General features: G+C 72.6%; 18 protein-coding genes and 2 pseudogenes. 8 read left to right on the plus strand and 12 right to left on the minus strand.

Features of this window, described 5'->3' with window-relative positions:
- Nucleotides 1–83: 83 nt before the first annotated feature.
- Both GA0070606_RS19080 and GA0070606_RS32075 read right to left on the minus strand, forming a co-directional pair.
- A complete protein-coding gene (locus GA0070606_RS19080; RefSeq protein ID WP_091102225.1) occupies nt 84–1,100 on the minus strand; it encodes a GNAT family N-acetyltransferase in 1,017 nt (338 codons plus the stop codon).
- Nucleotides 1,101–1,172: 72 nt separating this feature from the next.
- Nucleotides 1,173–2,828, minus strand: a complete 1,656-nt coding sequence (locus tag GA0070606_RS32075; protein WP_425413059.1) for a lytic murein transglycosylase — start codon at nt 2,826–2,828, stop codon at nt 1,173–1,175.
- Nucleotides 2,829–2,866: 38 nt separating this feature from the next.
- Here GA0070606_RS32075 and GA0070606_RS19090 point away from each other — a divergent pair, with 38 nt between their 5' ends.
- A complete protein-coding gene (locus GA0070606_RS19090; RefSeq protein ID WP_091102229.1) occupies nt 2,867–3,085 on the plus strand; it encodes an FmdB family zinc ribbon protein in 219 nt (72 codons plus the stop codon).
- Between the two features lie 151 nt (nt 3,086–3,236).
- On the plus strand, nt 3,237–6,062 hold the full coding sequence (locus tag GA0070606_RS19095; RefSeq protein ID WP_245724739.1) for an ATP-binding protein: 2,826 nt from the start codon (nt 3,237–3,239) through the stop codon (nt 6,060–6,062).
- Between the two features lie 82 nt (nt 6,063–6,144).
- Here GA0070606_RS19095 and GA0070606_RS19100 read toward each other — a convergent pair whose 3' ends face one another.
- Nucleotides 6,145–7,806 (minus strand): glycoside hydrolase family 10-like protein, encoded by a 1,662-nt coding sequence (locus GA0070606_RS19100; protein ID WP_091102232.1) that lies wholly within the window; start codon nt 7,804–7,806, stop codon nt 6,145–6,147.
- A 326-nt stretch (nt 7,807–8,132) separates the two neighbouring features.
- Here GA0070606_RS19100 and GA0070606_RS19105 point away from each other — a divergent pair, with 326 nt between their 5' ends.
- On the plus strand, nt 8,133–9,626 hold the full coding sequence (locus GA0070606_RS19105; protein WP_091102235.1) for an amino acid permease: 1,494 nt from the start codon (nt 8,133–8,135) through the stop codon (nt 9,624–9,626).
- Between the two features lie 18 nt (nt 9,627–9,644).
- Here GA0070606_RS19105 and GA0070606_RS19110 read toward each other — a convergent pair whose 3' ends face one another.
- From GA0070606_RS19110 to arfA, 4 genes are read right to left on the minus strand one after another with little or no spacing between them, the layout of a single operon-like run.
- Nucleotides 9,645–10,547 (minus strand): carbohydrate ABC transporter permease, encoded by a 903-nt coding sequence (locus GA0070606_RS19110; RefSeq protein WP_091102239.1) that lies wholly within the window; start codon nt 10,545–10,547, stop codon nt 9,645–9,647.
- Nucleotides 10,548–10,557: 10 nt separating this feature from the next.
- A complete protein-coding gene (locus GA0070606_RS19115) occupies nt 10,558–11,523 on the minus strand; it encodes a carbohydrate ABC transporter permease (RefSeq protein WP_091102242.1) in 966 nt (321 codons plus the stop codon).
- Between the two features lie 6 nt (nt 11,524–11,529).
- The gene (locus GA0070606_RS19120) at nt 11,530–12,858 is read right to left on the minus strand and encodes an ABC transporter substrate-binding protein (protein WP_091102245.1); all 1,329 of its coding nucleotides are present in this window, start codon (nt 12,856–12,858) and stop codon (nt 11,530–11,532) included.
- Nucleotides 12,859–12,904: 46 nt separating this feature from the next.
- On the minus strand, nt 12,905–14,419 hold the full coding sequence (gene arfA / locus GA0070606_RS19125; protein WP_091102247.1) for an arabinosylfuranosidase ArfA: 1,515 nt from the start codon (nt 14,417–14,419) through the stop codon (nt 12,905–12,907).
- Between the two features lie 135 nt (nt 14,420–14,554).
- Here arfA and GA0070606_RS19130 point away from each other — a divergent pair, with 135 nt between their 5' ends.
- Nucleotides 14,555–15,562 carry a LacI family DNA-binding transcriptional regulator gene (locus tag GA0070606_RS19130; protein ID WP_091107897.1) on the plus strand — a complete coding sequence of 336 codons (1,008 nt, stop codon included), beginning with the start codon at nt 14,555–14,557 and terminating at the stop codon, nt 15,560–15,562.
- Nucleotides 15,563–15,572: 10 nt separating this feature from the next.
- Here the strand turns inward: GA0070606_RS19130 and GA0070606_RS19135 are convergent, their stop codons facing one another.
- The 3 genes and pseudogenes from GA0070606_RS19135 to GA0070606_RS19145 form a co-directional block, all read right to left on the minus strand.
- Nucleotides 15,573–16,298 (minus strand): methyltransferase domain-containing protein, encoded by a 726-nt coding sequence (locus GA0070606_RS19135; protein WP_091102251.1) that lies wholly within the window; start codon nt 16,296–16,298, stop codon nt 15,573–15,575.
- Nucleotides 16,299–16,518: 220 nt separating this feature from the next.
- Nucleotides 16,519–16,764 (minus strand): annotated as a pseudogene (locus GA0070606_RS19140) (hypothetical protein); the annotation flags it as partial.
- A 38-nt stretch (nt 16,765–16,802) separates the two neighbouring features.
- Nucleotides 16,803–18,440 carry an ABC-F family ATP-binding cassette domain-containing protein gene (locus GA0070606_RS19145; protein ID WP_091102259.1) on the minus strand — a complete coding sequence of 546 codons (1,638 nt, stop codon included), beginning with the start codon at nt 18,438–18,440 and terminating at the stop codon, nt 16,803–16,805.
- A gap of 182 nt (nt 18,441–18,622) precedes the next feature.
- On the opposite strand from GA0070606_RS19145, the gene GA0070606_RS19150 reads away from it, so the two are divergent.
- From GA0070606_RS19150 to GA0070606_RS19160, 3 genes are all read left to right on the plus strand, one after another.
- Nucleotides 18,623–19,393: an ROK family protein gene (locus GA0070606_RS19150; protein ID WP_091102263.1), complete on the plus strand. Its 771-nt coding sequence runs from the start codon at nt 18,623–18,625 to the stop codon at nt 19,391–19,393.
- 127 nt (nt 19,394–19,520) lie between these two features.
- Complete coding sequence (locus GA0070606_RS19155) at nt 19,521–19,889, plus strand: tetratricopeptide repeat protein (protein ID WP_091102267.1); 369 nt, start codon at nt 19,521–19,523, stop codon at nt 19,887–19,889.
- 78 nt (nt 19,890–19,967) lie between these two features.
- A complete protein-coding gene (locus GA0070606_RS19160) occupies nt 19,968–20,222 on the plus strand; it encodes a Smr/MutS family protein (RefSeq protein WP_091102271.1) in 255 nt (84 codons plus the stop codon).
- A 983-nt stretch (nt 20,223–21,205) separates the two neighbouring features.
- Here the strand turns inward: GA0070606_RS19160 and GA0070606_RS34035 are convergent.
- Nucleotides 21,206–21,327 (minus strand): annotated as a pseudogene (locus GA0070606_RS34035) (IS110 family transposase); the annotation flags it as partial.
- Nucleotides 21,328–21,711: 384 nt separating this feature from the next.
- Entirely contained in the window at nt 21,712–22,587 is an 876-nt protein-coding gene (locus tag GA0070606_RS19165; protein WP_091102274.1) for an NAD(P)-dependent oxidoreductase, read from the minus strand.
- Nucleotides 22,588–22,706: 119 nt separating this feature from the next.
- Between GA0070606_RS19165 and GA0070606_RS19170 the strand changes: the two genes are divergently transcribed.
- Entirely contained in the window at nt 22,707–23,084 is a 378-nt protein-coding gene (locus tag GA0070606_RS19170) for a winged helix-turn-helix transcriptional regulator (protein WP_091102277.1), read from the plus strand.
- Nucleotides 23,085–23,088: the final 4 nt, after the last annotated feature.

A 23,088-nucleotide genomic window follows, 5' to 3' on the forward strand; every position in this document is an offset into this window, starting at 1 on the left:
GGTGGACGGGGAACTAACGCACGTTAAGGGGCGTTGCTGACCCTCGTCCATCCCCCACCGGAGGCGATTGGTGAACCTCCCGGTCAACGTCCGGCGTCGAGACGGTGCACCAGTTCGGCCACGTCGACGCTGTATTCGCACCACTCGCGGTCCGGACGGTAGCCGAGCTCGGCGTTGACCTTGAGCATGGCCTCGTTGGCCTGCGCGTTCCAGGTCTGCACCTCGGTCAGCTCCGGTGCCGCCGAGCGCAGCTCCAGCAGCATCCGGGCCTTGATCGCCCGGTCGATGCCGTAGCCCCGGTGGTCCTGCACGACGATGGTGTCGTACTGGTCGGCCCGGGTGGGATGCTGGGCCGGCACCACCACCTCGGTCAGGCCGGCCACCTCCCCGGTCTGCTCGTGGAGGGCGAGCACGATGTAGGGCTTCATGCCCCGCCGGTGCAGGCAGTCCAGGCTGTCCCGCAGCCGCTGCGGGTCGTAAGAGCTGGGGCGCAGGTCGCCGTCGTCGACGTCGCGCACCTCGGCCTTGGCCCGGGCGTACGCCTCGATCAGCTCGTCCGGCGGGCCGCCGGGACAGAACTCCAGGTGGTAGCCCGCACCGATGCCGGTGGCCATCTCGGCCAGCTCGGCCCAGTCCACCCCGGACAGGTCCAGCACGCTGCGGGTCTCGACGTACTCCTTGGAGAAGCCGAGCGACTCGAAGAAGGCGACGGCCGGCGTGTCGCCGACCACCTCCACCCCGATCGACTGGAAGCCCTCCTGGTAGACGCGGCGGGCGGCGACCAGGACGAGGTCACGGCCGAGCCCGCTGCGCCGCTGCGAGGGGTGCACCAGCACCTCCAGCACGCCGATGTCGCCGAGCAGGAGCACGTTGACCTGGCCGAGGATCGGCCCCGGCGCCCCGTCGGCGGCCGGCCCCGCCTGGGCGACCCAGCAGATCCGCCGCTCGCCGGGCATGACCTCGGAGAGGTATTCCCGCAGGGAACTCTCCCGCCACGGCGGATCCTGCGGCAGATCGGCCGCCAGGACCGCGTTCAGCGTGCCCAGCAGCGACGCGATCTCGGCGGACGAGGCGGTCCTGGGGTCCCACTCGCGCACCATCACCTGTCTAGCTTGCCGGTAACGGCTGCCCGGGGGAAGTGTCCAGTTCTCCAATGTGCGCGGACGATCACTTCACGTGCGGCTGGCCTGCCCGTAGCGGTTGGCGGTGTCGAAGACGTCCTGGGCGTAACGGCGGACGTCGTTGTAGGACAGGATGGCGTTCCACCAGTCGGCCGGGATGGTCAGGTTCCGCCCGCCCTTGCAGAGGTAGTTGCCGGCGGCGAGGGCGGCGTCGTCCAGGTCGTGCGGGTCCTTGACGCCGTCGTTGTCGGCGTCCGCCCCGATCTCCTGCCAGGTGGTCGGGATGAACTGCATCGGCCCGACGGCCCGGTCGAAGGTGGTGTCCTTGTCCAGCCGGCCGCCGTCGGTGTCGGCGATCCGCATCCGGTTGCCCTGCCCGTCCAACGGCAGACCGATGATCTCCGGGAGCGCCTTGCCGTCCTGGCCGAGCCGGGCGTTGTTGGCCTGCCCGTGCCCGGACTCGACGAAGCCGATCGCCGCCAGCGTGGTCCAGCTCAGGCCGCAACTGCGGTTGGTCTGGGCGAGCACCAGCTCGGCGTAGCCGTACGCCTGCATGGCGACCGGCGAGATGCCGACCTTCGGGCCGAACTCGGCGGCCCAGCCGGCGAGGGCGTCGGAGGGCCGGCCGGTGGTCACCCCGCCGACGGCGGGACCGGTCGGCAGCGTGCCGAGCGGCGGCACCGTCTGGGTGGGCAGCGGCAGCCCGCCGGGCAACGGATCCTGCGGGGCCGCCGTCGGCGCGACGGAGGCGGCGTCGGCGACCGGGCGGGGCGCGCGGACCGTGGCGGGCACCAGCAGCGCCCCCGCCGCGGCGGTCGCCGCGACCAGGGCCAGCAGGAACACTCCGGGCAGGGTCAGCCGCCCGCTGGGCCGCCGCGACCAGTCCCGGGTCGCGCGGACCGCGGTCGCCGCCACCTTGCGCGGCCGCAGGCGTACGGCGTGCGCGAACGGCACCCGGTGCCGCCGCGCCCGCCCGGCCGCTCCGTCGACGGGCGCGTCGACCTTCGTCGTGGTGAGGTCGGTACCGCCCGCCGACGCCCCGGCGGAACCGCCCCCGCCCCCGGCACCTGAGCCGGCGGGCTTCCCCGCGTCGCCGGCGGCCTTCGCCGTGTCGCTGGGTGCGTCGCCGGTCTTCGCCGTGTCGCCGGTCTTCGCCGTGTCGCTGGGTGCGTCGCCCGTCTTCGCCGTGTCGGCGGGTGCGTCGGCGGCCTTCGCCGTGTCGGCGGGTGCGTCGGCGGTCTTCGCCGTGTCGGCGGGTGCGTCGGCGGTCTTCGCCGTGTCGGCGGGTGCGTCGGCGGTCTTCGCCGTGTCGGCGGGTGCGTCGGCGGTCTTCGCCGTGTCGGCGGGTGCGTCGGCGGTCTTCGCCGTGTCGGCGGGCGTGCCGGCGGTCTTCGCCGTGTCGGTGGGCGTGCCGGCGGGTTTCGCCTCGTCGGCGGCCCGCCCGGGGGTGGCCGCCGCTGGCGCGGGCCCGGGCGCCGGGGCGTCCTGACCGGACGGTGGGGCGGGCGGGGTCGACGGCTCGGCGGGCCTCGGGGCGTCGGCGGGGGCCTCGGACCTCAGCCACGGACGGCGGGGACGGGGCAGCCGTGCCGGCGGCCCGGACGCCGCCCCGGAGCCGGGGAGCGGCCCGTCGGGCGGCACGGCCGGTCGCAGGGGCCGAAGGTTCGATCTGTCCTCGCCGTCCACCACAAGTTGAGTATCACCCATGTCTCCTCGGGAGTCAGGCTCGGCCGTACCCTGATGTCATGCCCCGGTACGAGTTCCGTTGCCGCGCGTGCGGCGACACCTTCGAGGTCAACCGTCCGATGGCGCAGGCCGGCGAGCCGGCGCCCTGCCCGTGGGGACACACCGACACGGTCAAGCTCCTCTCCACGGTCGCCGTCACCAGCCGGGGCGCCGGCGCGGCCGGCGGCGCGCCCGCCGTGGGCGGAGGCGGCTGCTGCGGCGGCGCCTGCGGCTGCTGACGCGTCGCGTCCGCCGACCGTCGGGCCGGTCCCGCCCGTCCGCGCCGCGACCGTCGGGCACCGTGAGTCCGACCCGGTCGACCGTTCTCACGATGCGTGACGGCCCGGTATCAGGCAGCATGAGTCCGACGTCACGGGGGAGGTCCCACGCATGTCGCCACGGATCCACCTCCCGAGCGGGTGGGTGACCTTCGTCTTCACCGACATCGAGGGGTCGACCCGGCTGGCCCAGATGCTCGGCCCGGACTACCGGCCGGTGCTGCGGGAGCACCGGCGCCTGTTGCGCCGGACGATCGCCGCGACCGAGGGCGCGGAACTGCTGACCGAGGGCGACTCGTTCTTCCTCGCCTTCGGCGACGCGACCGCCGCCCTGACCGCGTGCCTGACCGCCCAGCGCGCGCTGGCCAGCCACGACTGGCCCACCCCGGACGCCGTGCCCCGGGTCCGGATGGGCCTGCACACCGGGCGGGCCGAGCCGCGCGACGGCGAGTACGCCAGCCCCGAGGTGCACCGCGCGGCCCGCGTCGCCGCCGCCGCGCACGGCGGGCAGGTGCTCTGCTCGGCGTCGACCGCGCGGCACGCCGACCCGCTGCCGGCCGGCGCGTCCCTGCTGGACCTGGGCCTGCACCGGCTGCGCGGCTTCGACGACCGGGAACGCCTCTTCCAACTGGTCGCCCCGGGTCTGGAGCGTCAGTTCCCGCGCCCGCGTACCGCCGACGCGATCGCGCACAACCTGCCCACCCAGGTCACCTCGTTCGTCGGCCGGCAGGCCGAGCGCGCCGAGCTGAGGCGGCTGGTCGAGGCGCACCGGCTGGTCACCGTGCTGGGCGCGGGCGGCGCCGGCAAGACCCGGCTCGCCGTGGAACTCGCCGGCGACCTCGTGGAGGCGTACCCGGACGGCGTCTGGTTCGTCGACATCGCCGCGGTCACCGACCCGGGTCTGGTGGCGTTCGCCGTCGCCGCCGTGCTCGGCCTGCGCCCCGAGCCCGGCCGCCCGATGGTCGAGACCCTGGTGGAGTACGCCGCCGCGCGCCGGATGCTGGTGGTCCTGGACACCTGCGACGCCCAGCCGGCCGCCTCGGCCGACGTGATCTCGCGGCTGCTCGCCGGCGGTGTGGGCGTCCAGGTGCTGGCCACCAGCCGGGAGTCGTTCGGCCTGCCCGGCGAGGTGGTCTGGCGGATCCCGCCGCTGTCGGTCGACCCGCCGCCGGACGGGGCGGAGAGCGACGCGGTCGCGCTGCTGCTGGCCCGGACGGCGGCGGCCCGGGGCGGTCGGCCGCCGGACCCGGCCGAGTCGTCGGACCTGCGCCGGGTGGTGCGGCGGCTGGACGGGCTGCCGCTCGCCATCGAGCTGGCCGCCGCCCGGCTGCGGGTGCTCTCCGTCGGCCAGCTCGCCGAGCGCCTCGACGACGTGCTCGGCACGCTGGACGCGGGCCGGGAGGACCCGGAGCCGCCCCCGGTGGAGCGCGGCTGGACGGGCAACCAGCAGGACACGGTGGACCTGGTCGCGGCGGCCGTCGGAGTGTCGCCGCCCACTCCGGCGACCCGGGCGGTGCAGCGGTCCGCCACCGAACGGCACCTCACGATGCAGGCCACGGTCACCTGGTCGTACCGGACGCTGGGGCCACGCGCCGCCCGGTTGCTGCGCTGGCTGGCGGTCTTTGCCGGTCCGGTGGACCTGGCGGCGGTGGAATGGCTGCTCGGCACCGATCCGCTCGACCCGCTCTCCGTGCTGGTCGACAAGTCGATGGTGCTGGCCGAGCCGCACGCTTCGGGCAGCACCTACCGGATGCTCGACCCGATCCGGGCGTACGCGGCCCGGCGGCTGGCGGAGGCGGGGGAGGAGCAGGCCGCCCGGGACCGGCACGTCGCCTGGTCGACGCACGCGCTGGAGCGGGCACACCTCGGCCCGGACGGTCGACCGGTCACGCTCTCGCTCTACGCCCTCGACCCGCTCGCCGGGGAGTTGCGCGCCGCGCTGCGCTGGTGCGCGACCGGCGGCAGCGCCCGGGCGGGCCTGCGGCTGGCCGGTGGCCTGGACCAGTGGTGGCGGGAGCGGGGCCTGGCCCGGGAGGGGCGGCTCTGGCTGTTCCGGCTGTACGGGCGGATCGCCGAGACCGGCGAGCGGATTCCGGAGGCCGAGCTGGCGGCGGCGTACCACATGCACTCGCTGCACGCCGGCGCGGACGGCGAGTTCGCCGAGGAGCTGCGCTTCTCCCAACGGGCGGAGGCGGCGGCCCGGCAGGCCGGCGACGCGGCGCTGCTCGCGCGGGTGCTCGCCGGGCGGGCCGCCCCGCTGGTCGACATGGGACAGTTCGCGGAGGCCGAGCGGGTCTGCCGGGAGGTCATCGACTGGGCGCACGACGAGGACGTGGTGGGCGACGCGCTGTTCGCCGTGTTCAGCCTCGCCGGCCTGCTCTGGCGGCGGGGCGCCCTGGACGAGGCCGCCGAGCTGCTGGGCGCGGCCCGGCCGGTCGAGGCGGCCCGTCCGGTCGAGCGGGGACGGCGCTCGGTCGACATGCTGCTCGGGATGGTGGCCCTGGCCCGCGGCGACCTGATCGCGGCGCACGAGCACCTTCAGGTGGCGCTCCGCTCCCGGATGAGTCACGGCTTCCACGGCCGGGCCTGCGACACGCTGCACGCGCTCGCGGTGCGCTGCGCCGCCGGCGGCGACGGGCTGACGGCCGCCCGGCTGTTCGGCGCGGCGGGCGCGATCCGGGCGAGCATGCGGTGCGCCCCCGGCATCTACGGGACGTACTGGGCGCGGTGGCAGGTGGAGCTGCGCCGGGTGCTGGGCGACGCCGCCTTCGACGACGCGTACGGCGAGGGCGCGGAGTTGGGCCTGGAGGAGGCGGCGGCGCTGGCGCTGGGCGTCGAGCATCCGGACCTGGCCGCCGACTCGACCCGGTTCGGCGTGGATTCGGCCCGCCCGGCCCGCCGGCCGGTCACGCCGGACCGGCACACCGAGCACGCCTGACCGTGGCCGGTGCACCGCGCACGCTTGCCGAGGCAGGCGAATGCCCCGGGCGCCAGGGGCACCCGGGGCATTCGGTGGAACGTCAGCGCACGAACGCCGGCGGGCTGGCCGGGCTCTCGTTCGCCAGCCGGTCGAGCGCGGTCACGTAGTACGTGTACCGCTTGCCCGCCTCGGCGGTGGTGTCCACCCAGGACTGCGTCCGGAGGTCACCGTCGGCGCGGACCGTGTCGACCAGGTGTGCCGCGTCGGCGAAGTCGCACCGGTCCGCCAGGCCCACCCCGTCGAAGCGGTAGATCGCGTACGACGCGGCGGTGCCGAGCGGGCTCACGCCGTCGGCCGGCTGGAGCCAGTTCAGCCGGACCCCGTCCTCCTGCCGCGCGGCCTTGGTGACCACGGGCATGAGCAGCGGCTTCTTCGGCAGGTGCGTCATGGTCGGGACCAGCGCCGGCCGCGAGTAGTGCTCCGCGGCGTAGATGTCGGTCGCGCCGAGCCGGTTGGCCCGGACCTGCACCGCCGAGAAGTGGACGTTGCCCAGCACCTCCGGGTACTGCCGGTTCAGCGTCAGGTGGTTGGTCAGCTCCCGCGGGTTCATCCAGAACGAGCCGTAGACCGGTTCGCCGCTCTTGTAGTCGGCCTGCCCGATGTAGAGCTGCACCCGGGTGCCCTTGACCACGTCCGCCCACCACGGCACCAGCCGGGCGTAGTCGGCGGCCGGGTACTGGCCGATGTACCAGTAGAGCTGCGGCACGATGTAGTCGATCCACTCCTCCTTGACCCACTTGCGGGTGTCGGCGGAGATGATGTCGTACGACTGGCTGCCGGTGGTGTCCGAGCCCAGCGGGTCGGCCGACTGGTTACGCCAGATGCCGAACGGGCTGACGCCGAACTTCACCCACGGCTTCGCGGCCTTGATCTTGGCGTTCATCTCCTGGATCAGCAGGTTGATGTTGTCCCGCCGCCAGTCGGCCTTGTCGGTGAAGCCCCGGTTGTGCGCCGCGAAGGTGGCGTCGTCGGGCACCTGGTGGGTGCCGCTCGGGTAGGGGTAGAAGTAGTCGTCGAAGTGCACGCCGTCGACGTCGTACCGCTTGACCGCGTCCATCATCGCGGTCTGGACGAACTCGCGGACCTCCGGGATGCCGGGGTTGTAGTAGAGCCGGCTGCCGGCGACCCCGGCCGGCGGGTAGGCGAAGGTCCACTCGGGGTGCTCGCGCGCCGGGTGGTTGGGCGCGAGCTTGCTGATGTCGGCGCCGGCGCCGCCCGGGGCGGGCATGGAGACGCGGTACGGGTTGAACCAGGCGTGGAACTCCAGGTTCCGCTCGTGCGCCTCGGCGACCAGGAAGGCCAGCGGGTCCCAGCCCGGGTTCTCGCCACGGACCCCGGTCAGGTACTCCGACCACGGCTCGTGCGGCGAGGGCCAGAACGCGTCGGCGGTCGGCCGGACCTGGACGACCACGGCGTTGTGGTTGAGCCGCTCGGCGAGGTCGAGCAGTTCGCGGTATTCGGCCTTCTGGGTGGCGATGCGGTCGGGTGCGGTCTGGGACGCCTTGGTCGGCCAGTCGATGTTGACGACCGAGGAGATCCACATGGCCCGGAACTGCCGCTTCGGCGTGGCCGGGTCGGTGACGCAGGTGGTGGTGGAGGCGGTGGTCGCCGCGTCGGGCGCCGCGCCCGCGGGGGTGGCGGCGACGAGTGCGCCGAGCAGTGCGGCGGCCAGCCCGGCGGCTCCGAGCCGAGTTGCCTTCATGCGGTGTGTCCCTTCGTTGGGGCTCCCGTGTCAGGGGGTTCGTCGCGGCGGTTACCGGCAAGATTCGCCGTCGGCTATCTGCCGCTTGGTAGAAAATTTTCACACCTCCTGGGTTCGGCGCAAGGGTCTGCGCCGGATAGGTCCGTCCGTCGGGTTCGGCTCGCCCGGGTGGCCGGGATCACGACGCGGTCCGTGACGCCGCGCACACCCGCGGTTGTGACCGGAATGCGATGGCCGCAGCGATTGGGACGGGTTCGCCCCGGGTAGCAACGCCGGTCACCGGCCCGCCGTGGGGCGGTCCGGCGGCGATAAGGGGGTGACGCGCGGTGTCTGTGCTGCGTACCAAGCCGATCGGGGACGTGCTGGCCCAGGGCGAGTCCGACGGCGGCGACGGCGGGCCGGGCCTGCGGCGGCGGCTGCGCGCCCGCGACCTCACCGGCTTCGGCATCGGCATCGTGATCGGCACCGGCATCTTCACCCTCACCGGCATCGAGGCCCGCGACAGCGCCGGGCCGGGCGTGGTGATCTCGTTCGCCATCGCCGGCCTGGTCGCCCTGCTGGCCGCCCTCTGTTACGCCGAACTGGCCTCCAGCGTCCCGACCGCCGGCAGCGCCTACACCTACGCGTACGCGACGATGGGCGAGATCGTCGCCTGGATCATCGGCTGGGACCTGCTGCTGGAGTTCGCCCTCGGCGCGGCCGTGGTGGCGCGCGGTTGGTCCGGCTACCTCGCCGAACTCGTCGGCCTGCCCACCGCCTGGTTCGGCGAGGAGGGCAGCGTCGTCAACGTCGGCGCCATCGGCATCGTGCTGCTGCTCGGCGTCGTGGCGATCGTCGGCGTACGCGAGTCCGCCCGGGTCACCAACCTGCTGGTGCTGGTCAAGGTCGCCATCTGCGTCTTCATCGTGGTCGCCGGCCTGTTCTTCGTGAAGGCCGCCAACCTCACCCCGTTCATCCCGCCGGCCCGGCCCGCCGACGGCGGCGAGGACGGCGTCAGGCAGCCCGTCACCCAGGCGCTCTTCGGCCTGGAGCCCTCGGTGTTCGGCTTCGTGGGCGTACTCAGCGCCGCCGCCGTGGTCTTCTTCGCGTACACCGGCTTCGAGGCGGTCGCCAACCTCGGCGAGGAGGCGAGACGACCCCGCCGGGACCTCACCCTCGGTCTGCTCGGCACCCTGCTGATCTCGACCGTGCTGTACATCGGCGTCTCGCTGGTCGTGGTGGGCATGGTGCCGTACACCGAGATCGACCGGGGCGCCCCGATCGCGGCGGCCTTCAACGCGGTCGGCGCCGAGTGGGCCGGCATCCTGGTCTCCATCGCCGCCGTCGCCGGCCTGACCAGCGTGATCCTCGTCGACCTGGTCGCCATGGGCCGGATCGGCTTCGCCCTCGGCCGGGACGGGCTGATCCCGCCGTCGGTCGCCAAGGTGCACCCGCGCTGGGGCACCCCGTACCGGATCTCGGCGGTCATGACGGTGGCGGTCGCGCTGCTCGCGGGCTTCCTGCCCCTCTCCGCCCTGGCGGATCTGGTCAGCATCGGCGCGCTCGCCGCGTTCGTGCTGGTCTCGGTCGCCGTGCCGATCCTGCGGCGCAAGCGCCCCGACCTGGACCGGCCGTTCCGGGTGCCGTTCTCCCCCGTGCTGCCGATCGGGTCGGCGCTGGCCTGCCTCTACCTGATGCTGAACCTGTCGGTGGAGACCTGGCTGCGGTTCGGCGCGTGGATGCTGCTCGGCGTGCTGATCTACGTCGGCTACGGCTACCGGAACAACCGGCTCGCCCAGGGCTCCCCTGCCGCCGGTTCCCGGGATCCGGCTCCCGTCTGATCCGGCAGCGGCCGGGCGTCATCCCTTGAGGCCGCTGCGGGAGACGCCCTGGATGATGTGCCGCTGGGCGAGCACGAAGAGGATCAGCACCGGCACGCTGGCCAGCACCGCACCCGCCATGATCACCGGATAGTCCGTGTTGTAGGCGCCCTGGAGCAGGCCCAGCCCCGGCGGCAGGGTGAGCATCTCCGGGCTGAACAGCACGAAGATCGGCCAGAGGAAGTCGTTCCAGTTGGTCAGGAACGACAGCACGGCGAGGGTGGCGAGCGCCGGCTTCGACAGCGGCAGCACCACCTTCCAGAAGATCTGCCACTGGCCGGCCCCGTCGAGCACCGCGGCCTCCTCCAGCTCGCGGGGCAGGCTGAGGAAGAACTGCCGCAGGAAGAACACCCCGAACGCGCTCGCCGCCCCGGGGACGACCACCACGGCCAGGGTGTCGACCCAGTTCAGCTCGTCGACGATCAGGAAGTTCGGGATGATCAGCGAGGTCGGCGGGACGAACAGCGTCCCGACGATCAGCGCGAAGAGCACCCTGCGGCCGCGGAACCGCATCCTGGCCAGGGCGTACGCGGCCATCGAGGCGGTCGCCAGCACCAGCAGCGCGTGCAGCGTGGCGGCCAGCATGCTGTTGAGGAACCAGCGCAGCACGGGGTTGGCGGAGTTGTTCAGGATCTGTTCGTAGCCGTACCCGGAGACGGGGCTCGGCAGCCAGGTCGGCGGGATCCGCTGGGCCCCGGTGTAGGTCTTCAGCGAGGTGACGACCATCCACACCAGCGGCGTCAGGAAGACCAGGGCGAGGGCCACCAGGGCGGCGTAGAGCGCGGCGCGGCGCAGCGCGGTCCCGGGGGCGCGGCGGGCCGCCGGGGCGCCGGTCCGGCTCGGCGCGGGGGCGGGCGTGGACGTGGGCGTGGACGTCGTCATGGCGGTCCCCTCAGTCTTCCCGGTAGCGGAAGAGGCGGAAGTTGGCGATGCTCACCACCGCCAGCATCAGGGCGAACACGATGCTCATCGCGGCGGCGCGGCCCGCGTCGTTGTCCCGCAGCCCCTCGTCGACGATGAACCAGACCACCGTGCGGGTCTCCGTGCCCGGTGCGCCCTGGGTGATCAGGAACGACTGCCCGAACACGTTGGCCGAGGCGAGCACGGTCGTGGTGATCACGAACAGCAGCACCGGACGCAGCCCGGGCAGCGTCACGTGCCGGAACCGTTCCCAGGCGCTCGCGCCGTCGACCCTCGCCGCCTCGTACAGCTCCTGCGGGATGTCCTGGAGCCCGGCCAGGTAGATCACGGCGTTGAAGCCGGAGGTCCACCAGACGGTCACCCCGACCAGCGACACCCAGGCCCACGGCACGTCCGTCACCCAGGGGGTGTCGGCCGGCAGCCCGACCGCCCCGGCGAGCCGGTTGACCAGGCCCAGGTTGGCGTCGAGCAGGAACCGCCAGAGCAGGCCGATCACCGCCACGCCCAGCACGTACGGCGCGAAGTAGACCGCCCGGAAGAAGGTCCGGCCCGGGAACGAGCGGTTCAGCAGCAGCGCCAGCCCGAGCGGGACCACCACCAGCAGCGGCACCGCGAACACGGTGAAGATCGCGGTGGCCCGGACGCTCTGCCACCAGTCGCCGTGGACGGCCGAGTCGCTGGAGAAGAGCTCCCGGTAGTTGTCCAGCCCGACGAAGGGTCGGTTGGGCAGCTGGAAGTCCCACTGGTGCACGCTGAGCCAGAGGCCGAGCAGGATCGGCAGGAGGCCGAAGAGCCCGAACAGGACCAGGTACGGGGCGAGGAAGAGGTACGGCGTCAGCCGCCCCGACCGGCCCGACGGGGCGCCCCGGCGGGCGGCGCCGGCCGCCGGGGGCGGCGCGTCGCCCCGCGCCGCCCCGACCTCGATCACGTCCGCCACGGGGACTCAGCTCCCGTACTTCTTGCGGTTGTCCTCCAGCTGCTTGTTGGCCTTGGCGACCCCGTCGTCCAGCGCCTGCTTCGGCGACTTCTTGCCCAGCGCGGCCTCGTTGAACGAGTTGTAGAAGGTCGTCATGACCTCGCCGAGGCCGGGGGTGGCCGGCGGGAAGGCCGCGTACTCCAGCTCGGGGGCGAGCGCGTTGACCTCGGCCAGCGCCTTGAAGTCGGCGCTGTCCCGGACGGTCTTGCGGGCCGGGACCTGGCCGCCCTTGGCCCAGTCGAGGGAGTGCTGGCTGAGCCAGTTGATGAAGACCTTCGCCGCCGAGACCTTGTTGGCGTCGCCGGCCCGCTGCTTGACGATCGTGAAGTTGTGCGAGTTGGCCCAGGCGGCCGGCTGCGTGCCGATCTGCGGCAGGGGCGCGACGCCCCACTGGATGCCCGGGCTCTTCTTCAGGTCGTTGACCTGCCAGATGCCGTTCCAGTTGAAGGCGTTCCTGCCGCTCTTGAAGGCCAGGTAGTCGGCGTCCTGGCCGACGTTGGCCGGGGAGTGGCCCTGCCTGACCATGTCGGTCAGCCAGGTGCACGCCTCGACGGCCTGGTCGGAGTTGAAGGTGGCCCTGGTGGCCTCGGCGTCGAAGACGCTGCCGCCCCACTGGTGCAGCAGGGAGTAGAAGGTCATGCCGCCGGTGAACTGGAACGGGCTGACCCAGAAGCCCTGCACGCCGGACTTCTTCAGCTCGGCCAGCGCGGCGGCGTAGTCGTCCTTCGTCGTCGGCGGCCTGTTCGGGTCCAGTCCGGCCTTCGCCATGACCGCCTTGTTGTAGTAGAAGCCGAGCGGGTGCATGTCCAGCGGGATGCCGTACCGCTTGTCGTTGTAGAGCCCGCCCTTCCAGACGGTGGGGGCGAAGTCGCCCTCGCTCAGCTCGAGCGCCCTGGCCACGTCGTCGAGTTCGGTGATGACGCCGCGTGCGGCGAAGGTGGCGAGCTGGTCCATGTGCATGACCGCGATGTCCGGCCCGCTGCCGCTGGAGGCGGCGCCGGGAAGCTTGGCGTAGTAGTCCACCCACTCGTACGTCGCGGTCGTGACGGCGATGTTCTGGTGCTCGCTGTTGAACCGGGTCACCAGCGCCTTGAAGATGTCGCCGTCGCCGCCGGTGAACCCGTTCCAGAGCTTCAGGTCCACCTTGGGGCCGGTGTAGTCCTTGCCGCCGTTGCCGGCCGTCGGGCCCGAGCTGTCGTCGTCGCCGCCGCATCCGGCGAGGGTCAGCGAGGCGGCGGCGCCGAGCCCGAGGCCGAGGCCGAGCAGTCGGCGCCGGCTCATCTCGTTCTGCGTCATTGGGATCCACTCCTTGGGGACGGGGATGAACTGTGCCTGCCCGGCGTCAGCGGCCGGCGGGGGAGAAGCGCAGCACGTTCCAGGAGACGGCGGGCAGGCGCAGGGAGCACCGGCCGCCGTCGATGGTGGGGGTGGGTTGCGGCCGGGGCGTCACCCGCTCGGGCTCCGCCTCGGTGTTCGTCGCCGTCGGGTCGTCCCCGGCGGCGAGGCTCACGTGCGATGAAGCGGACAGTCCTGCGAGGCCGCGCAGGTCGAGGTGCAGCTCCAGGTCCGTGTTGCCCCGGTTGACCGCGAAGACGGTCAGCTCGCCCGTCTCCTCGTCGTGCACGGCGACCGTGTCGAGCACCGGGACCTCGCCGTACCGCTTCGTGACGTAGGTCGGGCCGACCGGCTCGGTGCGCAGCACGGTGCCCCGGGCGTGCCGGGCGGTCAGCGCGAACGGGTGGAAGATGCTCTGCCGCCAGGCCGGACCGCCGGTGCGGGTGCGGATCGGGGCGATGACGTTGGCGAGCTGGGCCTGGCAGGCCACCCCGACCCGGTCGGCGTGCCGGAGCAGGGTGATCAGGAGGTCGCCGACCACCACCGCGTCGACGGCGGTGAAGTCGTCCTCGATCAGCGCCGGGGCCTCCACCCAGCCGCGCCGGTCCAGGTCGGCCTGGAGGCGCGACTGGTACCAGACGTTCCACTCGTCGAAGGAGATCCTGAGCTTGCGCCGGTGCCGCTGCTTGGCGGCCACGTGGTCGGCGGTGGCGACGACCTCGCGGATGAAGTTGTCCATGTCGACGGCGGAGGCGAGGATGCTGGCCCGGTCGCCGTCTGACGGGTCGTAGTAGGTGTGCGCGGAGATGTAGTCGACGTGCTCGTAGGTGTGCTCCAGCACGGTCGCCTCCCACGAGGCGAACGTGGACATCGTCCGGTTGGAGCTGCCGCAGGCGACGAGGCTGATCGACGGGTCGATCATCTTCATGGCGCGGGCGGTCTCGGCGGCGAGCCGGCCGTATTCGTCGGCGGTCTTGTGGCCGACCTGCCACGGGCCGTCCAGTTCGTTGCCGAGGCACCAGAGCCGCACCCCGTACGGCTTCTCGGCGCCGTGCTTGCGGCGCAGGTCGGACAGCTGGGTCCCGCCCGGGTGGTTGGTGTATTCGAGCAGGTCGCAGGCCTCCTGCACGCCCCGCGTGCCGAGGTTGACGGCCATCATCGGCTCGACCTCGGCCGCCGTGGCCCAGGTCATGAACTCGTCGAGCCCGAAGGCGTTGGTCTCGATCGTCTTCCAGGCCAGGTCGAGGCGGCGGGGGCGGTCGCCGGCGGGGCCGACGCCGTCCTCCCAGCGGTAGCCGGAGACGAAGTTGCCGCCGGGGTAGCGGACGACCGACACGCCCAGCTCGCGGGTCAGCTCCAGCACGTCGCCGCGCAGGCCGCGCGGGTCGGCGCTCGGGTGCCCGGGTTCGTAGACTCCGCCGTAGACGCAGCGGCCCATGTGCTCGACGAAGGAGCCGAAGAGTCGCCGGTCGGCCGGTCCGATCGCGAAGGCCGGGTCGATCGTGAGCTGCGCGGTCCGCAAGGGATGCCACCTTCCTGTCACCGGTCTCCGGGTGACCCCGGTCACCCGCCGTCCCTGGTTTCTACAACGTTGTAAGCAACGTTGTAAAGAGCCGGTTGCGCGGTAAAGTGCGCAGTCATGGCGGGAGGTGGCGCGGTGCGACACAGGCTCAAGGACGTTGCGGAGCGGGCCGGCGTGTCGGTCAAGACCGTCTCCAACGTGGTCAACGGCTACGCGCACGTCCGGCCCGACACCCGGGCCCGGGTCGAGGAGGCCATCGCCGAGCTGAACTACCGGCCCAACCTCTCCGCGCGCAACCTGCGCAAGGGCCGCACCGGGGTGATCGCGCTGGCCGTGCCCGAGCTGGACATCCCGTACTTCGCCGAGCTGGCCCGGCACGTCGTCACGGCCGCCGCCGAGCTGGGCTGGACGGTGCTGATCGACCAGACCGGCGGCGGCCGCGAGCAGGAACGGGTGGTCGCCTCCGGCATCACCGAGCACCTGATCGACGGGCTGATCTTCAGCCCGCTGGCGCTCACCGCCGAGGACCTGACCGGCCTCGACGGCACCCCGATGGTGCTGCTCGGCGAGCGGGTCGACCACGGGCCCGCCGACCACGTCGGCATCGACAACGTGGGCGCGGCCCGTGAGATCACCGCCCACCTCGTCGGGCTCGGCCGCAGCCGGATCGCCGCCATCGGCGCGCAGCGCACCGCCGAGGGGGCCAGCGCCCGGCTCCGGCTCGCCGGCTACGGCGCCGCGCTCGCCGACGCCGGCATCGCGTACGACGAGCGGCTGGTGGCGCCCGCGGCGGCCTGGCACCGCGCGGACGGCGCCGCCGCGATGCGCGCGCTGCTGGCCTCCGGCGTACGCCCCGAGGCGGTCTTCTGCTTCAACGACACCCTGGCCCTGGGCGCCCTGCGCGCCCTGCACGAGGCGGGCCTGCGGGTTCCCGAGGACGTCGCGGTGGCCGGCTTCGACGACATCGAGGACGGCCGCTTCTCCGTGCCCACGCTGAGCACGATCGCCCCCGACAAGGAGCGCATCGCCCGGCTGGCCGTGGAAATGCTCGCCGGCCGCATCGACGGCGACCGCACCGCCCCGGCCCGCGAGCTCTCGGCCCCCTACCGCCTGGCCCTCCGCGAGAGCACCCTGGGCCGCTGAGCGGGTGGGGTCAGGCGAAGAACCGGGCCAGGTGGGTCGGGGTGGGTGGATCGGCGTCCGGGGGGATCGGTGTCAGGTCCGCGAAGATGGAGGCGCCGTCGCAGCCGGCGTGCAGGGGGTGCCAGCGCGGGGTGCCCGGCGGGCGCTGCACGCAGATCCCCTTGATCGTCTGCACGTCCAGCAGCCGTACGTGGGTCGGGTCGGCCACCGCGTTCACGTGCCCCCACCAGGGGCTCATGACGTGCAGCACGCCGCCCGGCCGGAGCACCCGGTGGCACTCGTCCACCAGGGGCAGGAAGTCGATCAGGTGCTCCAGGATGTGCACCGCGAAGAGTACGTCGACCGACTCGTCGGCCAGCGGCAGCGAGCCCGAGAGGTCCGCCACCGCGTCGACCGCCGGGGCCGGGAAGATGTCCAGCCCCAGGTTGCCCGGCCACTGTTTGGTCGCCCCGCAGCCCAGGTCGACCACCACGGGATCCCGGCCGGCGACCCGCACCCGGCACCAGACGCCGAACACCCCGGCCAGCCGGCCGATCCGCTCCCGGACCAGCCGCAGTTCGGCCGGGTCGGCCACCTCCCCGGTCACGTGCGCGACGCCCCGGTCGAAGCGCACCTCGACGGCGAGGCCACGCAGCCGGTCGTCGTGGCCGGCCTGATCCGCCCACGCCTCGGCGAGGAACTCGTCGATCGCCCGCAGCCGGTCTGCCGACGGCGCGATCTGGGTCAACGGGACCATGGGGCACCTCCGGCCGCCCGATACCCGCATCGCCGCCGGATATGCCCCACTCCGGTGACGTACGCGGCCTGAGCGGCAGTCGGGCATTTCGCTCGGCGACCTTCGGAGCTGACGTCGCAGGCGATCCGGCCGGCTCGGGGCGACGGCCGGGTCAGCCGGTGAGCGTCCGCCGGGGACGCCCGCCGCGCATCCGCTGCCGGGGCGGCGGGTCGGCCGGCCTGGGCCGCTTGAGGTGGTAGCGGTGCAGCTCGTTGTTGCCGGGCAGGGACGGGTCCTCGCTCATCGCGACCAGCTCCCAGCCCTGGTCACCGGCCCGGTTGAGGTGGGCCAGCGCGGTGTCGCCGTAGGGCGTCACGTCGACCATGGAGCCGTCCGGGCCGTACCAGACGAAGACGACCTCCCAGCCGATGTCGTTGGTGGCCGCCTGGCGGCGGCGGACCAGCAGCGCGTACTCCCACTTGAGCATGGGGTCATTGTCACCCGGCGCGAGCGGGTCGGCACGGATCAATCCTCGGCGATCCGTCCGGCGTCCACCCGCAGCCGCCGGTTGGTGGTCACCGCGTCGAGCATCCGCCGGTCGTGGGTCACCAGCAGCAGCGTGCCCGGGTAGCTCGCCAGGGCCGACTCCAACTGCTCGATGGCCGGCAGGTCCAGGTGGTTCGTCGGCTCGTCCAGCACCAGCAGGTTCACCCCGCGCCCCTGCAACAGCGCCAGCGCCGCCCTGGTCCGCTCGCCCGGCGACAGGGTCGCCGCCGGCCGCAGCACGTGCCCCGCCCGCAGGCCGAACTTGGCCAGCAGCGTCCGCGTGTCCGCCGGCGACAGATCCGGTACGGCGGCGCGGAACGCGTCGATCAGGGGCGCGTCGCCGAGGAAGAGCCCCCGGGCCTGGTCCACCTCGCCGACCACCACGCCCGGGCCGAGCGCGGCGTGCCCGGAGTCGAGGGGGAGCCGGCCCAGCAGGGCGGCGAGCAGGGTCGACTTGCCCGACCCGTTCGCCCCGGTCACCGCCACCCGGTCGGCCCAGTCGACCTGGAGGGTCACCGGGCCGAGGGTGAAGCCGCCCCGGCGTACGACGGCGTCGCGCAGCGAGGCCACGACGGCGCCGGCGCGGGGCGCGGCGGCGATCTCCATCCGCAGCTCCCACTCCTTGCGCGGCTCCTCGACCACCTCCAGCCGCTCGATCAGCCGCTCGGTCTGCTTCGCCTTGGCGGCCTGCTTCTCGGAGGTCTGGCCGCGGAAGTTCTTCACGTGCTTGTCGTTGTCGCTGGCCTTGCGGCGTGCGTTGCGCACGCCCTTCTCCATCCAGGCCCGCTGCATCCGGCCGCGCGCCTCCAGCTCGGCCCGGGTCTCGGCGTACTCCTCGTAGTTCTCCCTGGCGTGCCGGCGGGCCACCTCGCGCTCCTCCAGGTAGCCCGCGTAGCCGCCGCCGTAGTGCCGGACCTGCTGCTGGGGCAGGTCCAGTTCCAGCACGCGGGTGACCGTGCGGGCGAGGAACTCGCGGTCGTGGCTGACCAGCACCGTGCCGGCCCGCAGCCCGGTCACGAACTCCTCCAGCCGCTCCAGGCCGGCCAGGTCCAGGTCGTTGGTCGGCTCGTCGAGGAGGAAGACGTCGTAGCGGCTGAGCAGCAGCGACGCCAGCCCGGCCCGGGCGGCCTGACCGCCGGAGAGCCCGGTCATCGGGTGGTCCAGGTCGACGGTGAGGCCCAGTTCGGCGGCGACCTGCTCGGCGCGCTCCTCCAGGTCCGCCCCGCCCAGGCCGAGCCAGCGCTCCAGCGCCTCGGCGTAGGCGTCGTCGGCGCCCGGCGCGCCGTCGGTGAGCGCCACGGTGGCCGAGTCCAGGGCGGCCTGCGCGGAGCAGACCCCGGTGCGCCGGGCCAGGAAGTCGCGGACGGTCTCGCCGGCCCGCCGCTCCGGCTCCTGCGGCAGGTGCCCGACGCTCGCCGTGGGCGGGCTGAGCGCGACGCTGCCGGCCTCCACCGGCAACAACCCGGCGAGGGTACGCAGCAGCGTCGACTTGCCGGCCCCGTTCGGCCCGACCAGCCCCACCACGTCCCCCGGCGCCACCACGAGGTCCAGCCCGGAGAACAGCGCCCGGTCCCCGTGCCCCGCGGCCAGCCCTTTGACGATCATCGTCGCGCTCATCAGCCCCGACCCTATCCCGCCCCCCACCCTCGCGGCGATCTTGTACTTTCTGCCCCGGCGAAAAGCGCGAAAGCCGCGAATGACGGGCCGAAAGTGCAAGATCGCGGGGTGGTGGCGGGACGTCGGGGCGGGGTTCGGGAGGTGGGGGACGGGGGCCGGGTGGTGCGCGGCACACTGCTGGGGTGGTGACCACTCTGGCGATCGACTGCGGCGGCGGCGGGATCAAGGCGTCCGTGCTGGACGAGGCCGGCACGATGCGCGCCCGGCCGCTGCGGGTGCCCACGCCGTACCCGCTGCCGCCGGCGCTGTTCGTCAAGACGCTGCTCGACCTGGGTGGCCGGCTGCCCGCGGCGGACCGGCTGACCGTGGGCATGCCGGGGATGATCCGGCACGGCGTGGTGGTCGCCACCCCGCACTACGTGACCCGGTCCGGGCCCCGGTCGAAGGTCGACCCGGCCCTCGTCGCCGAGTGGTCCGGGTACGACGCGCGGACGGCGCTAGCCGAGGCGTTCGGGGTGCCGGCGCTGGTGCTCAACGACGCCGAGGTGCACGGCGCCGGGGTGGTCGCCGGGACCGGCTGCGAACTGGTGCTGACCCTCGGTACGGGGCTGGGCAGCGCGCTCTTCGACGGCGGGCTGCTCGCCCCGCACCTGGAGCTGTCCCACGCCCCGGTGCGCTGGGGCACCACCTACGACACGTACGTGGGCGAGCCGGAGCGGCGCCGCCTCGGGGACGCGTTCTGGTCCCGCCGGATCCGGCAGGTCGTGGACGGGCTGCGCCCGGTCTTCCGCTGGGACCGGCTCTACCTGGGCGGCGGCAACTCCCGCTTGATCCGGCCAGAGCAGCTCGCCCGGATGGGCGACGACGTGGTGGTGGTGCCCAACACCGCCGGCATCGTCGGCGGCGTACGCGCCTGGGAGCTGGTCGCCGGCCGGCACGGCGCCGCCACCTGACCGCCGGTCGGCACGCGCCGCCACCTGACCGCCGGCCGCGCGTCCCGGCGCGGGGAACAGTCGCGGTGCGGCGGGTGTTGTGCCAGCGTCGGTAGAAGTGGCGGCGCGACACGAGGGGGTGGGTCGAATGGATCTTCTGGCCGAGTACCGGCGGGCGACCATGTTCTTCGAGGCCGGTGACCCGACCGGAGCGGCCCGGCTGCTCGAACCGATCGTCGAGGCCGAGCCCGGCAACGCCTCCGTGCGGCAGTTGCTGGCCCGGGCGTACTTCCAGTCGGCCCAGCTCAACCGGGCCGAGGAGCAGCTTCGGGAGCTCGTCGACCGGGACCCCAGCGACCACTACGCCCACCACGTGCTGGGCCGGACGCTGGAGCGGCTCAACCGGCACGTCGACGCGCTGCGGCACCTGCGCATCGCGGCGGCGATGCACAGCGCCAACGACGACTACCGCACCGCCCTGGACCGGGTGCAGAGCCGGGTCGCGGGCGGGCGCTGAGAGGGGACGGCGCGGCTCCGTCGGAGCCGCGCCGCCTACCATCGGCGTCATGGGACGGGACCGGACGGCGGGTGTGCGATGAAGCTGAAGCTGGACCTGCACGACATCTTCAACAAGGGCCACGACATCGACCGGGCCCTGCGCGGGGTCATGGACGAGGCGGTGGCGAAGAAGGCCACCCTGGTCGAGATCATCCCCGGCAAGGGCTCCGGCCAGCTCAAGAAGCGGGTGCTGCGCTTCCTCGACCAGAAGGACGTCAAGCAGCTCTACCACCGCGTCGAGAAGGACTCGAAGAACTTCGGCCGCCTCTTCGTGCACTTCCGCTGGAAGTAAGACCGGCGGCCTCCCAGCCTCCCGTGCGCTCCCTGACGCGGCTTCTGACCTTTTGAAACGTCTTCCGCAGTTTCCGGCGTCTTCCGTCGCTACTCGCGCTCGGTTGTGCCGGATCGGTGCCTGGACCTGAGCCCGGGGATTGCCAGCGAGGCGGTCGCTGGTGCCCGGTATGCAGGCAGGCTGCGGGCGACGGGCCAATCGCAAATTGACGCTTTGCTTACAAGCTCTGTGCGTCGCGTTCGCATGTGTTCGGCAACGGCTGCGCCCTCGGAGCCGTCACCCAGTTAGTCACGCACTCACTCGGCAGCCGCACCACCTGATTCTCCGACTAGACGCTGTGCTGCGGTAGTAGGAAGTCCGCCGTTCCGGCATGCCACCTGTGATCATTTTGTCCGATCCAGGACAGCAGTGTGGCAAGGGGTGCGGCGAGACGATATGGTGCCGCCACTGCCATTTCTGGCTAGCGCAAGGGAGGATGTGTGATCCAACCTCAGCAGGCATGGCCGGGCGGCCCGCATCCCGGCCAGATTGCTGCCATGCAAGCACAAGCCGCTGGCATGCGACAACGTAAGGCGGTCCTACGTCATCTACTGCTTCTGCGTCGATGAACCCACGTTGGGAATACCTGGTCGTTATTTATGAGACATCGACCCAGCGAGGCTCGATGGGCCAGCAGACATGGAAGCACGTCTACCATGTCTTCCACCCAGAGCCAAATAGGACGGGAATTCGCTCGGCCGATTCAGTAACATGGGCGGGCCTGCTTAACGAGTTCGGATCCCAGGGCTGGGAGCTAATTTCGGAATCCACCGTAGACACTACTGTCGTCGGCCAAAAGGATGGTTGGCTGGAAGTTGGCGTGCCAGTGAGGGTCAGGTTCACTTTCAAACGCCGGGTCGAATAGCCGACGACCACTCTCAGTGACTTGAGGGAAGTGGCTTCCAGTGACCGGGACACTTCCCATCCCGATTCTCCTATGGAGGTCAAGGGGTGAGGGCGGCGAAGTCGGCTCGTAGGGCGGTGTAGACGTCGCGGACGATGTAGCGCTTGAGGCAGCGGATGATTCTTGCTTGCTGAGGCCGGTGATGCGTCGTTGCTGGTACGCGGTGCATGGGTCGTGGTTAGTGGTGGGCGCCTCTTGCACAGGCTGCTATCAAGTCACGACGCCTGGCCGGTGACATGCAGATGTCGGGGCCACCGAACCGGCCGACGAATCGGGATCAGGACAGCAACCGTCGGTCTGCCGGTGAGTCAGACCAACCCGGCGGACCCAACCCCACCATCCTTACTGTCTGCCGCCGACCCGCCGCCAGGGGAGCGGCCGCCGCCCGGCCCGCCATGTCAAGCGATTGACGCACGGACAGACGCTACCCGCACAGACTGAATCGGCTCTCGCGTCACGGATAGCCCGCCCGACGGGTCCGCTGTCCGACGGGATCCCCGCTCGACGGGCCCGCAGTCCTGCCGGGATCGCCGTTCGTCGGCGTCGTCAGCCGGGGTGCCGGATGCTCTCGACGATCCGGGCGAAGCCCTCCTTCCCGTGGCCGGCGTCGATCTGGCGCCGGATGAGGCGCTGGACCATGTCGACGACCTCCGTGCTGACGCCCTGCTCGACGCTCGCGGTCAGGATGTCGCGCAGGTCGGAGAACTCCAGGCTCTGCTGCCCCTCGACGGTGTAGTCCCCACCGTCGATGACCTTGGCGAACTCGTGGAAGCCGCCGGTCATGGCGGTCAGCCAGGGCGCGGCCATGGCCGCGAACCTCGTCGCCGACACGCCGGCCGGGGCGACCATCGCGGCGCCGTGCATGAACCCGGCGAACATGACATACATGCCGGCGAGCAGGGCGAGGTCGTAGAGGGACGCGAGCCCGGGGTCCTCGCCGAACCAGGTGCTGTCGCCCCAGAGGTCGAGCACCGCCCGGTGCTCCTCGAAGGCGTCCGCCGACCCGCTGTAGAGGATCGACGAGCCGGGCTGGCCGATCATCTGCGGAACGGCCATGATGCCGCCGTCCAGGTAGGCGACGCCCGCCTCGGCGGCCCAGGCCGCCAGCTCGCGCGACTGCTCCGGCGACGTGGTGGTCACGTTGACCAGCGTCCGGCCGGCCAGGTCTCCGGCGAGCGGATCGAGCACCTCGTGGACCGACGCGTGATCCAGCAGGCAGGCGATCACCAGCGGGCTGGCCCGGACCGCGTCGGCCGCCGTGGCGGCGACCCGGGCCCCCTGCGCGACGAGGTCGTCCGCCCTGCCCGGCGAGCGGTTCCAGACCGTCGTCTCGTGTCCGGCGCGCACCAGGGCGGCGGCGAGGGCGCTGCCCATCGCGCCCAGCCCGAGCACGCTCACCCGTACGCCGTCGTTCGTCGTCATCGTCGATCCCCCTCGTGATTGGTGGTACGGGAGGATCGTCGCCGGCGCGGGGTAAGGTGCGCCAGTACCGACTATTTACTCAGGTACTCACCTTCAGGTAAGTAAGGCGGGGAGGGCGGATGGCGACGTCGGGGCGACGCGGTCCCTACATCTGCGGCATCGACGCGGCGATGGACGTGGTCAGCGGCAAGTGGAAGTCGCTGATCCTCTGGGAGCTGCACCACCACGGGATCCGGCGCTTCGCCGAGCTGCGGCGCGGCCTGCCGGGCGTCAGCGAGAAGATGCTGATCCAGCACCTGCGGGAGATGGAGGAGGACGGGCTGGTGCACCGCGAGGTCTACCGCGAGGTGCCGCCCAAGGTCGAATACTCCCTCACCGAGCACGGCGTCTCCCTCAACGCCGCCCTGGCGCCCCTGGGCGAGTGGGGCACCGACCGGATCCGGCGCATCGGCGCCGACCGGGTCCCGGTGGATGCGGCCGGCCCGGCCCGTCGCTAGCCCG

The sequence above is a fragment of the Micromonospora citrea genome (assembly GCF_900090315.1).
Lineage (GTDB): Bacteria > Actinomycetota > Actinomycetes > Mycobacteriales > Micromonosporaceae > Micromonospora > Micromonospora citrea.